The sequence below is a fragment of the uncultured Clostridium sp. genome, assembly GCF_963515715.1.
GTDB lineage: Bacteria > Bacillota > Clostridia > Clostridiales > Clostridiaceae > Clostridium_AW.
Genome location: NZ_CAUPZS010000028.1, coordinates 21,398 through 37,397 on the forward strand (window position 1 = coordinate 21,398; position 16,000 = coordinate 37,397).

Sequence of the window (16,000 nt, forward strand, 5' to 3'; positions counted from 1 at the left end):
AATAATGGTACTTTTACTGTTAAGATTAATAACAGCAGTTGTAATTGCTTTTTTTATTGGTAAATTAGTTTCAAGAATAAAACTACCTGCTATTTTAGGGTGGTTACTTACGGGGATGATACTTGGTCCTCACGCAGTGGGACTTGTAAATGAATCTGTTTTAAATGCTGAATGGTATAAAATTGCTGTGGATATTTTGGAGTGTGTGTTAGGGCTTTTAATTGGAACAGAGTTAATTTGGAATAAAATTAAAAATTCAGGCAAACAACTTATAATAACAACTTTAACACAATCCTTAGGAGCATTTTTTGTAGTTACTTTAGTATTCGGAGTTATATTTTACTTTACAGGTATTCCAGTATATCTTGCTTTTATTTTTGGAGGCATTGCTCTTGCGACAGCACCAGCACCTGCGTTATCAATTGTAAGAGAATTTAAAACAGATGGTCCTGTAACTAGAACATTGATTCCTATGGCGGCACTTGATGATATGGTAGCAGTTGTTGTATTCTTCTCAACTATTGGAGTTGTAGCTGCTAATGTTTCAGAACAAAAGATACCTATATATATGATTTTATTATTTGTATTATTGCCAATTATTATTGGGATTGTTACAGGATTTTTGGCAGGATTTTTACTTAAAAAAGATAATACATCCAAAAAAACTATATTACTTTTAGTTACAACTATATTAATATCAGTAGGTGTAGGATTTATATTCGATAATGTAATTTTACCTAAGCCAGTATTAAACTTTATGTTAATTGGAATGGCTTTTTCAGCTACATTTGCTAATATGATTTCAGAGGATAGACTAAATGAAATAATGAATGCATTTAATCCTATTTTAGGTATATCTATGATTGTAGTAATATTAAACCTAGGCACACCACTTGACTATCATTTAATTTTTGGTGCAGGGTTATTTACTGCAATCTATATTATTGCAAGAGCGGTAGGAAAATATACTGGAGCATTCTTTGGAGCAACTATTACTAATTCGCCAAAAACCGTAAAGAAATATTTAGGACTTACATTATTACCGCATTCAGGAGTATCACTAGTATTTACAGGAATAGCAGTTTCTGTTTTAGCAGGTCCTGATCCAGAAAGTGCAAAAATTATACAAGGTACAATTGCAGCAGCAGCAGTAATAAATGAAGTTATTGCAGTAATTGTCGCTAAAAAAGCTTTTGAATGGTCAGGAGAATTCAATAAGAAAGATGATATTGAACTTGGTGGAAGTAAATCAACTACCATAGCCTAAAGGCGAAGGGTTGTCTAGCGGTGGAATTATAACCACCGCTTTAACTTTATTATATGGACATAGATGAGACAGAGTTATTTACGCATTAACTATACTCTTTGTGGTTATGATATTATTTAAGTAATTAAAATATCATCAGGAGGCTTAACATGAATAAAATAAATGTATTGGAAGTAAATTTTAATTTTAATGGAGAAAGCAATACTATTTATCCAGTTATATTAGAAGATGAAAATGAGATGATCTTAGTTGACTGTGGATATCCTAATTTTTTAAATTTAATTGAAGAGGCTGCAATAAGTAGTGGCGTTAACATAAAAAATTTATCTAAAATAATTATAACTCATCATGATTTTGATCATATGGGATCCCTAGCAGAATTTAAGAGAAAATATCCTACTATACAGGTGTTAGCATCAAAAGAAGATGAGCCTTATATTAATGGTAGTGAAAAATCATTAAGATTACAGCAAGCAGAAAGCATATATGATTCTTTATCAGAAGTAGAAAAAGAGAATGCGGAAGGTTTTCATAAAATGCTTGAATCAATAGAAAGTTGTAATGTAGATATATGTTTAGAGGATAGAGAGGATTTTGATTTTTGCGGCGGTATCGAAATAATATCTACACCAGGTCATATGCCAGGACACATATCGATTTATAATAAAGAGAGTAAATCATTAATAGCTGGAGATGCTTTAGTTATAGAAGATGGAGAATTAGTTATTGCATTGCCGCAGTATACTTTAGATATGAATGAAGCTAGAAATTCTGTTAAAAAACTTTTAAATTATGATATAGATAGAGTTATATGTTATCACGGTGGAATATATACAAAGGATATAATAGAAGCGCTTAAAAGAATTTAATATTGAAAAATACAATTATGAAACCCTAGATAATAAAGAAGTATGTTGTCTAGGGTCTTTATTATACATCCAGAATATAGTTTATATCAAATAGAAATTGATAATATAAAAAATTAATCTGATTGGATAGTTGGAGATGGAGATATTTACATTTTGTATATTTTATAATTTCAATTACAATACAAATAAGAGTGTATATTTTCACTCTGTTAATAAATTATACATTGTTATTTTACATATCTAATTTATAATAAACGAATAATATGGAATAATATGCGGAAATATGACTGTTTATTGTTTTTAATGTAGTGGTAACAGCAATCAGAGTGAGGTGCATTTAACTTTGGAAGAACAAGAAACTATTCTAGGATTAACAGAAAAAGAAGTCATGGAAAGAAAAGAAAAAGGAAAAGTTAATATTGTAGAAGAAAAAAATGTGAAGTCAAACTGGGAGATTATTTCAGACAATGTATTTACCCTATTTAACTTATATAACTTTCTAATTGCCATTGCTTTGGCGATGGTTGGAGCATATTCTAATTTAGCCTTTATTTTAATAATTATATTAAATGTAAGTATTGGAACTTTTCAAGAGATACATGCTAAAAATATGGTGGCTAAATTATCTGTATTAACAGTATCAAAAATAGATGTAATAAGAAATGGAAAAGAAATTAAGATAAATGTTGATGAAATAGTTTTAGATGATATTACTATACTTAATATGGGAGATCAAATTTCTTCAGATTCAGTTGTTTTAGATGGAAAAATAGAGGTAAATGAATCTCTACTTACTGGAGAATCAGATACCATAGTAAAGAAACCAGGAGATAAACTATTTTCTGGAAGTTATGTTGTTAGTGGAAAATGCCATGCAAAAGTTGAGAAGGTAGGTAAAGATAATTTTGCAACACAGATTGCTCAAAAGAGTAAAAAACATAAAAAGGTAAATTCAGAATTATTAAATTCTATGAGAAAAGTTACAAAGTTTACAGGTTTTATAATAATACCAGTTGGTATATTGCTATTTGTTGAAGCATTCTTCTTTAGAGGAGAGTTACTAAAAAGCTCTGTAGTATCAACATCAGCAGCATTACTCGGAATGTTACCAAAGGGATTAGTATTATTAATTAGTATTTCTCTTGCAACTGGAGTAATAAAGCTTGCAAAGAAAAAAGTATTAGTTCAAGATTTATATAGTGTTGAAACTTTAGCACATGTAGATACCCTATGTCTTGATAAAACCGGTACTATTACAGAAGGTAAAATGCAAGTTTCAAATGTGGATATCTTTAATGATAAAATCATGCCCATTTCAGTAGATAAAGCATTAAGTGCCTTTGTTGCTGAAATAGGGGATAATAATGCTACTTTTCAAGCATTAAAAGAATATTTTCAAGGAAATGATAGGTATGAGATAGTAGATAAAACAACATTCTCATCTGAAAGAAAATGGAGTTCAATTACTTTTAAAGGTATAGGATCTATAATTGTTGGCGCACCAGAGAAATTGATGGATAAAAGTGACTTTATAATGCCAGAAGAAAAGATAGAACTACAAAAATCAGGGAAAAGAGTTTTACTTTTAGGTTTCTCTAAAGACATAGTAGAGGAAGAAGTATTACCAAGTCTAGAGATTGTAGCAACAATAGAATTGTCAGATCCATTAAGAAAAAATGCAAAAGAAATGTTAGGTTTCTTTAAAAGTGAAGGTGTTACGGTAAAAATAATTTCAGGAGATAATCCATTAACAGTTTCAAGTATATCTAGACAGGCTGGTTTAGAGGATTATGAATCTTATATAGATCTATCTACAATAGAAAATGATGAGGAAATAATAGATTTAGTAGATAAATATAGTATATTTGCAAGGGTATCACCAAATCAAAAGAGTTTAATAGTAAAAGCACTACAAGCAAAAGGACATACTGTGGCAATGACAGGAGATGGAGTAAATGATGTTATTGCATTAAGACAAGCTGATTGTAGTATAACACTTCCAGAAGCAAGTGATGTAGCAAAACAAGTTTCACAAATTGTACTTTTAAATTCAGATTTTAGTGTGCTAAAAGATGTTTTAATGGAGGGAAGAAGAGTTGTAAATAATATTACAAGTGTTGCTAGAATATTCTTTATAAAAACATTATATTCAGTAATGCTATCAATATTAAATATTATAACTTGTACACCATTCCCATTTATACCAATACAAATTACATTAATAGATCTTATAATTGAAGGGTATACATCATTCTTTATATCCTTTGAGCCAAATGGTAAACAAATAAAGGAACCTTTCTTGAAAAGTGTACTTAAGAATTCATTCCCATATTCTTTGGTTATAATAATTAATATTATAATACTATATTTGGCAGCACCAGCTTTAAATATGTCGGTAGCAAATATGACTACAATTATGTATTATATGATTGGATTTACCAGTATTTTAGCGGTGATAAGAGTATGTAGACCATTTAATAAAATGCGTGTATTCTTATGTAGTACAACAGCTGTAGGATTTTTTGTAGCAGCACTTTTATTTAGGAAACTATTACATTTAAGTAATTTAGGGATGCAAGAATTAATTATATTCTTGATAATGGCCACTTTAAGTACAATATTGATTTTGATAAAGAATGTTATATTTAAAAAATATGAGATTTAATTAAATATTAATAAATAGAGGGCTGTATCAGATTGATATATTAAATCAATTATGATACAGTCCCTTTATTTATGTGTGTGAAAGAGGTAACTAAGCTAGTAGATAAACATAACAATATTGAGGCTGAATGTACAGTGATAAATCATGACACTTTAAAATCCAAAGGCGTCTATGATATAATTTAGAAGTTGAAATTATTTACATGTTAAGAATATGGGGTGACAATAAATATGACATATGAAAATGGATTTAAATATGATAAAGAATTACATGAGAGTTTGAAAATTGACTGCCAAAAATGTTTTGGATTTTGCTGTGTTGCATTATACTTTTCTGCTTCTGAAGGTTTTCCAACGGACAAAGATGCCGGCAAGCCTTGTATAAATTTACAATCTGATTTTAAGTGTACTGTTCACAAAAATCTCAGAGAGAAGGGTCTTAAAGGATGTACTGCTTATGACTGCTTTGGAGCGGGGCAAAAGGTTGCTCAAATTACATATGGTGGACAGGATTGGATGAAAAACCCAGAGACTGCAAAGAAAATGTTTGATGTGTTTTTGGTTATGAGGCAACTTCATGAAATGCTATGGTATCTAACAGAAGCATTTAGAATACAATATGATAGCGTTATTAAAGAGGAAATTAGTCATATGATAAGTGAAACGGTAGGTCTTACTAATCTGGATGCTGATTCTATCATAAAGCTAGACTTAGTAGCGCACAGAAGTAATGTTAACGCTCTACTTTCAAAAACTAGTGAGCTTGTGAGAACTAAAGCTCGTAGAGGAGTGAAAACTACTTTAAAACGCAAGAAAACAATTGTCGGAAGGTTAAATCTTATTGGTTCAGACCTTAGAAAAATTAATCTAACAGGAGAAGACTTGAGAGGAGCATTTCTTATTGCAGCGGATCTTAGGGGTGTTGACTTAAGTGGAGCAGACCTTATCGGAGCTGATTTGAGAGATGCTGATATAAGAGGAGCTAATCTCACAAATAGTATATTTATTACGCAAGCCCAGATTAATGCTGCTAAAGGAGACTCTAATACAAGGTTACCAATATCAATAGTTCGTCCTTCGTATTGGGATAAATAATTGGCTGAGAAATAAATTTATGGAGTGAGAATGTTGAATAATAATGATGAATTCCAGAAGGAATTGCAAAGAGTACTGAATACTGAATCTCTTCAGGATGTACTTGATTATATGGAAAAAAATATTGTTTCTTTTTTCTCAACACCAAATATTGCTCAGTATTACCATATGGTCAAGGATATAGATATATCAACTTCAAGTAGAATGATGCCTATACTTATTAAAGCTTGGTTGGCTTTTTTGAGTGGAGATAATGCAGGTTTTACATCAACTGTAAAATATATTAATGAAGCAGAACTTAAAGGATGCTATGAGAGCTCCTTTTATTATGCTCTAAAAGCATTGGCGGAATTTTCGACAGACCCTATGGAAAAACTTAAATACGCAAAACTATCTGTGGATATTCTTCCAAAGGGAGATAAGGGGCTTTTTATGGCAAATGCAAAGCTTACTTATGGACAAATACTTTCTGGTTTAAATCAATACCGCCATGCTGCAGAAATGTTTGATGATTCATTTCAAATATTTAAATCCTTGGATATATTTTTTCTTGCAGTTATAGCCTTTGTAAATAAATCACTTAATAAATATAAACTAGGAGAAGTTTCTTACGTTATAGATGAATGCAATAAAATATTAGTCATGTCTGCCAGTTTTAAAGAAAAGGCGGAGGAATACTGGAATATTATACATCTACCTCTAGGTATGTGTTATTACGATTTAAACAAATCAAACCTTGCAGTGCATCATTTAAAACTTGCTAAGTCAAGTATTGATAAAATGAGTTTACTTCATATGCATGGAATAATTGAGCTTTATCTGTTTAAAGCATATTTTATACTTAATGATGAAGCTGGCATGGAAGAAATTCTTAAACAATCGGAAGTTGACTTTGGAGAGATGCACTATACTATGACCGATTTACTTATTTCTATGTTTAGGATAATGTCCTGCATGGAAGAGGATAGAAAGGCGATTCAGCAAGATATCGAAAGATTTGAAGTTGAATATATGAAGGTGGGGGAAAAAAGCCCCTTTATACTTCTTGAAACTCTTGGCTATTTAAAGTTAAAGGGATACAGTGACTTGATTACAATAGATGATATATTAGAAAGCTTAAAAAAACTACGTTTTATTGGTCTTGTATCATATATTCAGATGTTTTTAATTTTACTATCTGAAATTTATTTTATTGAGAATAAACGAAAGGAAGCTGAATTATGTCTCAAGGAAGCAGTATCTATTTACAAGGAGTATGGTATAAGCGTTAATTTTTGTATCTTCCCTATGAAATCTGTTGAACTTTTAAAAGCAATTGATAACAAATTATATAAAGTTTTGGAAAAGAATCATATTTCAAATGAACTTACTTGTAAGGACTCTTTACTTTCACCGAGAGAAAAAGAAGTTATGCAATGTATTGCCTTGGGAAAGAGCAATGATGAAATAAGTAAAACACTGTTTATCAGTGTTGGTACTATAAAATGGCATATAAATAATATTTTTGGAAAGCTTGAAGTAAAGAATAGAGTACAAGCAATTGAGAAGGCAAAAAGCTTAGGAGAGATTTCTTAACTTCATCAATATTAAATAGAATCTTATAACATAACCAAAAACCTAACCTAGGTTAGGTCTTTTTTAAATTTTTCTCCTGTAAAATAAAGATATAATATTTCAGGAGGATTTGACTATGGAAACATTACAAAGTCATTATTACCAATGGTGGGGAGTGGTATTTTTTATTATTATTTATTCGATAGCACTTCTATTTGTACCATTTTATAAAAAGATGAATAGAAAGCCTGCCACAGCTTATTTTGCTTTTATTCTTGCTTTCGCAATAGAAATGCATGGAATTCCTATGAGCATGTATCTTATTTCATGGATAATCGGAAAGAATCTGCCAGAGGGAGTTTTATGGGGACATACCTTTTTTAATCAAATAGGATATGCTGGTATGTACTTAAACATAGTATGTGTAGTTATTTCAGCGTTTCTTATCATTAATGGATGGTATAACATTTATCATAAATACTGGTCAAAGAAGTCAGGGAAGGGCAAGGTAGTAAAAACAGGTGTATATAAGTATATTCGTCATCCTCAGTATACAGGATTTATACTTTTAACTGTTGGAATGATTCTTGAATGGGCAACACTGCCAATGCTTATTATGTGGCCTTTTATAATATGGATGTATTATAGACTTGCAAAAAAAGAAGAAAAAGATATGATTGAGGAATTTGGAGAGGAATATATCATGTACATGAAGAAGACTAAAATGTTTATTCCATTTATAATATGATTATAAATTATTGTAATAATGCAGTTAATCAATTAAAAAAGCCCCTAAAGCCCTAAGAAGTAAAAGTATAATATAGATTAAGCTTTAAATAGTTGAATAAATAATCTAATACATTTTAAAATATGGGCTTTAAGGGCAATAAAGAAATTTAAAAAGATTAATGTTTTAGTAATCAGTAATTGGAGCATTAATCTTTTTTCTTGAAATAAAATATCTTAAAAAGCGAAGATAACAAGGAGTGTAAAACCACCATAAGCATATTGTAACTAATAAATGACTTGCAGACAAAGAAGCTTCTATAGATATCTGTAAAATTACTAGATTATAAGTGATGGATAACTATAACAACTTATGATAGTATAGTAGTAAAAAAGGGGATTTGATTATAATGCTTATACAAAGAGGTTATCGTACAAAATTAGGAGATATTCACACACCTATTAAGATTGATTTTAATATCACTGGACCATCAGAATATGATATTAGTTGTTTCGCCGTTGATAAAAATGATCAACTATATGATGATATGTACATGATTTTTTATAATCAACTAAAGTCACCAGATGATGCAATTTGCATGAATGGAACTACATTTAATGTAAATTTGTCTAAATTACCTTCCAAGGTTGTTAAGCTTGTGTTTACAATTAGTATTGATGGTGATGGAACTATGAGTATGATTCATCAAGCTAACATTAAGCTATCACAACTTCGTCAAGAAGATTTGGAGTTAAATTTGACAGGTAGTAATTTTAAAGATCAAAAAGCAATTATTGCTATTGAGATATATAATAAAAATGAATGGAGAATGAATGCTGTAGCAAATGGTTTTAATGGTGGTCTTTCTCAGCTATTAGAAGAATATGGTGGGGTAGAGGAGAAAGATGATGAGCCTACACAGCCTATAGTATCACAACCAGTGCCAGTTGTCCAAGCTTCAAAAATTTCATTAGAGAAAAAGTTAGAGAAAAATGCTCCACAACTTGTAAGCTTGGCTAAACCACTAAAATTAGCATTAGAAAAAAATAAAGTTCCCGATATAGTTGCAAAGGTAGCACTTATACTTGATATATCTGGATCAATGAGCAGAATATATAAAAATAGAACGGTTCAGTCAATTGTTAATAAAATATTGCCTTTAGCCATACAATTTGATGATAATGAAGAATTGGATTTTTGGTATTATGGGACCACTCCAAAGAGGATGGACAATGTTACTATGTTCAACTATTATAATGCGGTTCCAGCAGATTACAGACCTTTAATGCTATCTCTTGGAGGTGGAAATTATGAACCTGCTGTTATGAGAGAAATTATTGAAGAATATCGTAACAGTTCTATACCAGCCTATATTATATTTATTACTGATGGAGGAGTAGGAGCTAAAAGAGAAATTGAGCATTTAATAGTGGAATCATCAAGGTATCCTATATTCTGGCAATTTGTTGGAGTCAGTGGTTCTGGATATGGAATATTAAAGCATTTAGATACAATTAAAGGTAGAGTTGTAGATAATGCTGGTTTTTTTGCTCTAGATGACTTTAATAAAGTTAAAGATAGTGAGTTGTATGATCGCCTGTTAAAGGAATTTCCAAGTTGGTTATCTGAAGCAAAAAACAAAGGAATTATTAGAAGGTAGCTTAGAAGTTAAAAATTATATTTGCTAATTAAAAAAGAAAGCACAATTCAAATTAAAGTTTAAGAACATTTGAAAAAAGGAATATAAAAATATTTCATTAAATGCGTCAATAATAGTATTTATATATTTCAACATTACATAAGTGAGCAATCAAACATATTATATAAGAACAGAGCTAATGTTAATAAAAAACATTAGCTCTTTATGTGTACACGGCAAGGAAAATGAAAGGTTAACAAGATTCATAATCCATAAGGACACGGATTAAATGAAATACCTATACAATGGGCTACATCGGAAGAAGTAGTTAGTCAAGTGTGGAAAATGACAACAAAGAATGGAGGAACAGCAATTAAACTAAAATTAGGAAATGGTGAAAGCATAATTACAAAGTAAGGTAAGGAGATAAGTAATGAATATATATGAAGAAATTAAAAATGTGAAAACTAAAGAGGACTTTTTAAGATTTTTAGAAATACTAGCAAATGATAGAAGAAGTAATTCAGATGAATGGGAGAATAAGAGTGTAGAAGATTATTTACTATCAATACAATCTTGGATTGAGGATATGGATGGATATTATGAAAATAATAATCTTGAAGTACCCAAAAATATCGATTGGAATTTCATTGCTAATATTTTTTATGTAGGAAAAGTTTATGAATAAGTAGGTAAACTTGCTACATAAACAGAAATATAGAGGTTGCATAAGATTAATAAATATTAGTATGATATAAAATAAATAAAAATAGTAATAACATTCAATGTAGTTTCTAGATTTACTATTTGTTGAACAAAGTCCAGAGGTAGAAAGAATGATATTTGAATATAAAGAATAAATCCCAAAATTTTAAATAAGGGAGTAAATTTTAATAAATAAGGGGCGAAATATATTTTGAAAAGATTAAGAAGAGAAGAATTGATAAGCTTAGTAAGTAAAATAGTAAATTGTGAAGGAACAGAAAAAGAGATTGATGAGATGATAGAAATTGTAGCAAATAATGTTCCACATCCAGAGGTAAGTGATTTAATATATTGGAATGAGAAAGACTTTACTCCTGAAGAAATAGTGGATATAGCATTAGGTTATAAATTAATACAACTAAAGAAAGAGTTGGAGATATAATAAGCGAGCATAAATGGGGAGGATTATAAAAATGAACATAGATGATTTTAAGAAAATTTCATTAAACGGTAGGGTTGCCTATGGGATTAGATGTTTTGAAAATACATTATTATTTTTAAACTATGATGTTAATGAGTGGAGAATGGTTTTAGAATATTTATGGGAATTCACTAGTATACAGTACCTTGATGATTGGAATGGTATTATAGCTGAAATAATTCCAGAAAATTTACTGGAATTTAAAACATATGAAGAGCACGATTTTGAATATTTAGATGAAGAGAAGTTCAAATATCTTTATAATTTATATAAAAACATCGATGAAAAAATAGATTTTGTGATGAGAGCAATTTATAATATTGGTATTAGTCATGCATATAGCATAATAGTAGAATATGAACAAAGAAGCTTAGATGAGCTGGATATACTTATCAATTATATGACTAAAAATAATATACCTTTACCAGATGTTAAGCCAATTGAAAGATTTTCAGTTGAGGAAAACAAAGGATGGGGTAATAAATTTGATGGAAGAAGCATTTCAAGCATTTTGTAGAGTTGAATAACGAAATTATGCATCAATAGAGGTGATGAAATTGACAGATGTATTTTACTTTTATGATCATATGTTTATATTTGTGGATTATAAAACTCCAGAATGCCATAAACATCTTGCGAAACATATGATTTTCAGTCTTGGTGACAAAATGGAATGTTATATTGATGATAAAAAATTATTATGTAGGGGTATATGTATTGATTCAAATGTTGAACATACTATAAAAGTTTGTTCGCAAGGTATGATTATATTTCTTTTTGATGAAACAAGCAGTCTTGCTTTTCAGCTTAAGGATAAATACCTTAATGGAAAGAATTTTTCTATAATTGATGAAGATATAGTGGATGATGTGGTAAACATATGGAGAAGTAATGTGGATAATAGTAAAGAAATTGATAAGTTAATTCTTTTAGCCTGTGGCTTGAACATGTCATCTATGCAGGAATATGATCAACGAATTGTCACAGTACTTGAGAGGATTGAAAAAGCTGAGGGGATTTATAAAGACACTATTGAGGAGCTTTGTGATGAAGTTCATCTTTCACAAAGTAGATTATCCCATCTTTTCAAAGAGCAAGTAGGTGTATCCCTTACAGGTTTTCTTGTTTTTGAAAAAATGAGAAAAACCTGTGATTATGTGATGATGGGTGAAAATTTAACAGATGCTGCAGTTCGTGCAGGATTTTATAGTTCATCACATTTTTCAGCAACTTGTAAAAGAATGTTTGGCCTATCTTTTACTGATTTTGCAAAAACATTAAAAGATTAGCGTATTTTTGAAAGTAGCAATATTCTTTGTAAGCTATAATATAGTCACTGAAAAGCTTATGGAGGATATTTATGATAGAATTTAAAAAAGGTTCCTATAATTTAAATGATGAACCAAACTTTAATTTTCAACTTAATCGTGTAATTATGTGGGACGGAGGAGCTCTTGAAGATATTGAAAAAATATCTCATAAAATTACTGATAGTGCTTCATGGAAAAAAGAACTCATAGAACTTGGTGACAAGGCCTTATTAGAAAACAGGACTAAGGAAGCAATAGCTTATTATAGAATGAGTGAATTTTTTATGTATGATGGTGACCAGGATAAAAAGAAATACTATATGCTTGCAACAGAGATGTTCTATAATTATTATGCTGATTATTTTAATAATGGTATAGTTTCACGATTTGAAATACCTTATGAGGAGATTAAACTTCCTGTTATGTACGCAGAAGCAAAAGGGGAAAAAAAAGATACTATTCTTCTCCATGGGGGAAATGATTCGTACTTTGAGGAGTTTTTCTTTACAATGCTTTATTTTGCAGAAAATGGATTTGATGTATATCTCTTTGAGGGACCAGGTCAGGGAGGTGTAATAAGGACACAGGGAAAACACTTTACCTATCAGTGGGAGAAACCAGTAAAAGCTATACTTGATTTTTTCAATCTTAATGATATTACTATAATTGGGGCCTCACTTGGAGGAATGTTAGCTCCACGTGCTGCTGCTTTTGATAAAAGAATACAGCGTGTTATTGCGTGGTCAATATTTCCGAATTTTTTTGATGTTATTTTGTCTAATGATTCTAAAAAGGAACAAGATGTTATTAGATGGTGCGTAAAACATAAAATGAAGTTTCTTATAAATGCTGCTGTAAACAAAGAAATTAAAAATGGTAGTGAAATTACAAAATGGGGACTTCTCCACGGAATGTATGCATATAAGGCAAAAACACCTTATGAATATATAACAAAGATGAATAAATATCAGATGCTTGATGTTGCTCATAAAATTGACCAAGATATGCTTATAATTGGGGCAAATAAAGATCATTTTATCAATTATCATATAGTAGGAAAAGAAATTGATGCATTAATAAATGTAAGATCCCTTACTGTTCGAATATTCACAGATAAAGAAAATGGTGAGGGCCATTGTAATGTGGGCAACCCCAAACTGTGTTTTGATACTATGATGAATTGGATTGAGCAAATAAAAAAGAGGGACTAGAAATAAGAGATGACGGCGGTGGTATAACCTATGCAGTTAGATTCGATATTAATGGAAGATAGGTATATTCTTTAGAACAGAAGAAACAATATTATAGAAATAAGTTTAATTAATTAGGAGGAGCTATGATTTTAGTTTTTTCAGTGGATAATAATTGGAACATTGGATATAAGGGTGATTTATTATATAAAATATCTGAGGACTTAAAAAGGTTTAGAAAGTTAACAGAAAATAATATTGTTATAATGGGAAGAAGAACTTTTGAATCTTTGCCAGATAAAAAAGCACTTCCTAACAGGATAAATATTGTGATTACTGAAAATAAGGAATATAAGGGCCGCAAAGGAGATAATATTATCATTGTTAACTCCATAGAAGAATTACTTTCCGTATTAAAAGAAGTAAATCCTAATAATGCGATGGAAAACTTTGTTATAGGGGGAGGGAATATTGCAAGGCAGATAATGCCCTACTGTACCAAAGCCTATATAACTAAGATATTAAAATCCTTTGAAAAGGCAGATACTTCTATGCCTAATTTGGATTTACTTGATGATTGGAAGATAGTAAAAGAGTCGGAGATATATAAGCAAGAAGATGTAGAATATAAATATGTAGATTATGTTAAAGTTACTTAAGGGTCTGCTTCCACAATCATTAATGTTTGATTACATGAATATATTTGATGATTGTTATAGGGTTGCAAGTGAATTTTGCTCATTTGCAGCCTTTTATATTAATTTTGAATGTTCATTTGCAAATATAATGGACACATACAGATGAACACATTATAGCTTATTATATTTAAAGTAAGCTATTTTTTTTATACAATTAAGAAAAGGTATTAAGCATTTATACGAGTATTTAAATAATGGAAGATATCATAAATAATCAAAGAATAGAATTAATATGTACAAGAGGATCGTGAATATATGAATAAAAATTATAAAGAATCAAATATAAATAATATATATTATACATGATAGAGAGACTCTTTATAAGCATGCTGTTAAGAAGGAAATGGTGGAGTTTAATGAAAATAAAGAGATATATAATAATGAAGCATTTACAGGATTAATAAACCCTGAAAAGATCCTTAAAGAGGGACGTAGTGAGGAAGAGCTCTCTAAAATTCAAAAAAGTTTAGGAAAAAATATCATACTAAAAAATATATAGTATTCTAGCTATAAAAATCTCTGTGAGTATATAGCAAGTGGAATTAAGTATTTTCTGGAGACACTATGGTAATGAAAGAGCTAATATTTCTAAGAAGGAAGCATTGGTTCTATTTTTATGAAGAGAAATATAAGGGAGAAAATACGATGAAATATTAATAGGAGTGGAGAAATGCATAAGAAGGAAGATTTTAAAGATTTAACTATGTACGAAGAAATAGCCTATAGCATAGCATGTTTAGAAAAATTGTGTTTAGAGCGGAACATAATGAGCAAGAAAATGGCTGCATTTATAGAAATACTATGGGGATTCACAAAGGATTTTGATTGTTGGGAAGCCAATATCCATAGTCTCAAACTTAACTCAAAAAACATTGAAAGATATGAATTAGACAATATTGACAATGAAAAAAAGAAGATTATAGCTAATGTCATTGAGAGATTATTTAGAATTTGCTTAGGAAATTTATATACAGAGTATAGATATACAAGTGCATTGGAAGATATATTGAGTATTGAAGAACATTTAGAAAAAAATAAAATAGAATATCCAGATTTAAATTTTTATATAGGAAGAGAAAAAATTTATCAAGATGATTTAAGTATGCTTAGATGTGGTAAATATAATTTAACAAACAGTATTCCCTTTAGAGAAAAATAGCAATTTGGAGGATAAAATGGAAAACTTAGATTTTAATAATATATCCATAAGAGGAAGATTTGTATTTGCAGTGGAATGTTTATTGAAAGTAATTAATAAGTTTCATATTGTAACTAATTTTGATACATTTGTTGACAATTTGTTGGAGTTTACTAATTGCTCTAAAATGGAATTATGGGAAACAAAGATAATAATATTATTACCAGAAGAATTAAATAATGATACTCTTTCTTATGATTTAGATTACGATGAAGATATAGGTGAAGAAGAACAACAACTTTTAACAGAGGTGTTTTTAGAAGTTTTGAATGTTGGGAGAGCAAACTTATATAAGAGTTTTGAGAGTGATATAACATTACGCCATGTGATGAACATAGTAAACTTGCTAAATGAAAATAATATAGAATTACCAAGTATTGATAAAATAAGATTTTCAATGGTTTCGGAGAATGATGGATGGGGAAATGCATTTGATTACAAAATTGGATATGATAATGCTTAAATAAATTTATTATGGAGGAAAAAATGGATAAATGTTTATATTTAATAAAAGTAGATAATTTATATGGATATATAAACCTAAAAAATTTAAGCTTTGGTAGAAAGGAATAATGAAACTTTAATAAGGAAAAACTATAGGCT

The 16,000-nt window shown here is 29.5% G+C and carries 16 protein-coding genes; all 16 read left to right on the forward strand.

Annotation, left to right across the window (positions count from 1 at the left end; genetic code table 11):
- The first annotated feature begins 4 nt into the window (after positions 1–4).
- The 16 genes from RYO54_RS16310 to RYO54_RS16385 all read left to right on the forward strand — a co-directional run bounded on the left by RYO54_RS16310 (position 5) and on the right by RYO54_RS16385 (position 15,860).
- Entirely contained in the window at positions 5–1,267 is a 1,263-nt protein-coding gene (locus RYO54_RS16310; RefSeq protein ID WP_315121135.1) for a cation:proton antiporter, read from the forward strand.
- Positions 1,268–1,416: 149 nt separating this feature from the next.
- The gene (locus RYO54_RS16315; protein WP_315121137.1) at positions 1,417–2,136 is read left to right on the forward strand and encodes an MBL fold metallo-hydrolase; all 720 of its coding nucleotides are present in this window, start codon (positions 1,417–1,419) and stop codon (positions 2,134–2,136) included.
- 343 nt (positions 2,137–2,479) lie between these two features.
- Complete coding sequence (locus RYO54_RS16320) at positions 2,480–4,801, forward strand: cation-translocating P-type ATPase (RefSeq protein WP_315121139.1); 2,322 nt, start codon at positions 2,480–2,482, stop codon at positions 4,799–4,801.
- Positions 4,802–5,031: 230 nt separating this feature from the next.
- Positions 5,032–5,895, forward strand: coding sequence for a pentapeptide repeat-containing protein (locus tag RYO54_RS16325; RefSeq protein ID WP_315121141.1), 864 nt, complete (start codon positions 5,032–5,034; stop codon positions 5,893–5,895).
- Positions 5,896–5,928: 33 nt separating this feature from the next.
- Positions 5,929–7,470: a LuxR C-terminal-related transcriptional regulator gene (locus tag RYO54_RS16330; protein WP_315121142.1), complete on the forward strand. Its 1,542-nt coding sequence runs from the start codon at positions 5,929–5,931 to the stop codon at positions 7,468–7,470.
- Positions 7,471–7,585: 115 nt separating this feature from the next.
- Positions 7,586–8,197, forward strand: coding sequence for an isoprenylcysteine carboxylmethyltransferase family protein (locus tag RYO54_RS16335; RefSeq protein WP_315121145.1), 612 nt, complete (start codon positions 7,586–7,588; stop codon positions 8,195–8,197).
- Positions 8,198–8,585: 388 nt separating this feature from the next.
- Entirely contained in the window at positions 8,586–9,836 is a 1,251-nt protein-coding gene (locus RYO54_RS16340) for a VWA domain-containing protein (protein WP_315121146.1), read from the forward strand.
- A 412-nt stretch (positions 9,837–10,248) separates the two neighbouring features.
- A complete protein-coding gene (locus RYO54_RS16345) occupies positions 10,249–10,503 on the forward strand; it encodes a hypothetical protein (protein WP_315121149.1) in 255 nt (84 codons plus the stop codon).
- A 228-nt stretch (positions 10,504–10,731) separates the two neighbouring features.
- The gene (locus RYO54_RS16350; RefSeq protein WP_315121151.1) at positions 10,732–10,962 is read left to right on the forward strand and encodes a bacteriocin immunity protein; all 231 of its coding nucleotides are present in this window, start codon (positions 10,732–10,734) and stop codon (positions 10,960–10,962) included.
- Positions 10,963–10,993: 31 nt separating this feature from the next.
- Positions 10,994–11,518 carry a hypothetical protein gene (locus RYO54_RS16355; protein WP_315121153.1) on the forward strand — a complete coding sequence of 175 codons (525 nt, stop codon included), beginning with the start codon at positions 10,994–10,996 and terminating at the stop codon, positions 11,516–11,518.
- A 40-nt stretch (positions 11,519–11,558) separates the two neighbouring features.
- The gene (locus RYO54_RS16360) at positions 11,559–12,290 is read left to right on the forward strand and encodes an AraC family transcriptional regulator (protein ID WP_315121155.1); all 732 of its coding nucleotides are present in this window, start codon (positions 11,559–11,561) and stop codon (positions 12,288–12,290) included.
- 71 nt (positions 12,291–12,361) lie between these two features.
- Positions 12,362–13,522 (forward strand): alpha/beta fold hydrolase, encoded by a 1,161-nt coding sequence (locus tag RYO54_RS16365; RefSeq protein ID WP_315121158.1) that lies wholly within the window; start codon positions 12,362–12,364, stop codon positions 13,520–13,522.
- 125 nt (positions 13,523–13,647) lie between these two features.
- The gene (locus tag RYO54_RS16370; protein ID WP_315121161.1) at positions 13,648–14,160 is read left to right on the forward strand and encodes a dihydrofolate reductase; all 513 of its coding nucleotides are present in this window, start codon (positions 13,648–13,650) and stop codon (positions 14,158–14,160) included.
- Positions 14,161–14,545: 385 nt separating this feature from the next.
- Positions 14,546–14,698, forward strand: a complete 153-nt coding sequence (locus tag RYO54_RS16375) for a hypothetical protein (protein WP_315121164.1) — start codon at positions 14,546–14,548, stop codon at positions 14,696–14,698.
- Between the two features lie 171 nt (positions 14,699–14,869).
- A complete protein-coding gene (locus tag RYO54_RS16380) occupies positions 14,870–15,358 on the forward strand; it encodes a hypothetical protein (protein WP_315121166.1) in 489 nt (162 codons plus the stop codon).
- Between the two features lie 16 nt (positions 15,359–15,374).
- Positions 15,375–15,860 carry a hypothetical protein gene (locus tag RYO54_RS16385; RefSeq protein WP_315121169.1) on the forward strand — a complete coding sequence of 162 codons (486 nt, stop codon included), beginning with the start codon at positions 15,375–15,377 and terminating at the stop codon, positions 15,858–15,860.
- Positions 15,861–16,000: the final 140 nt, after the last annotated feature.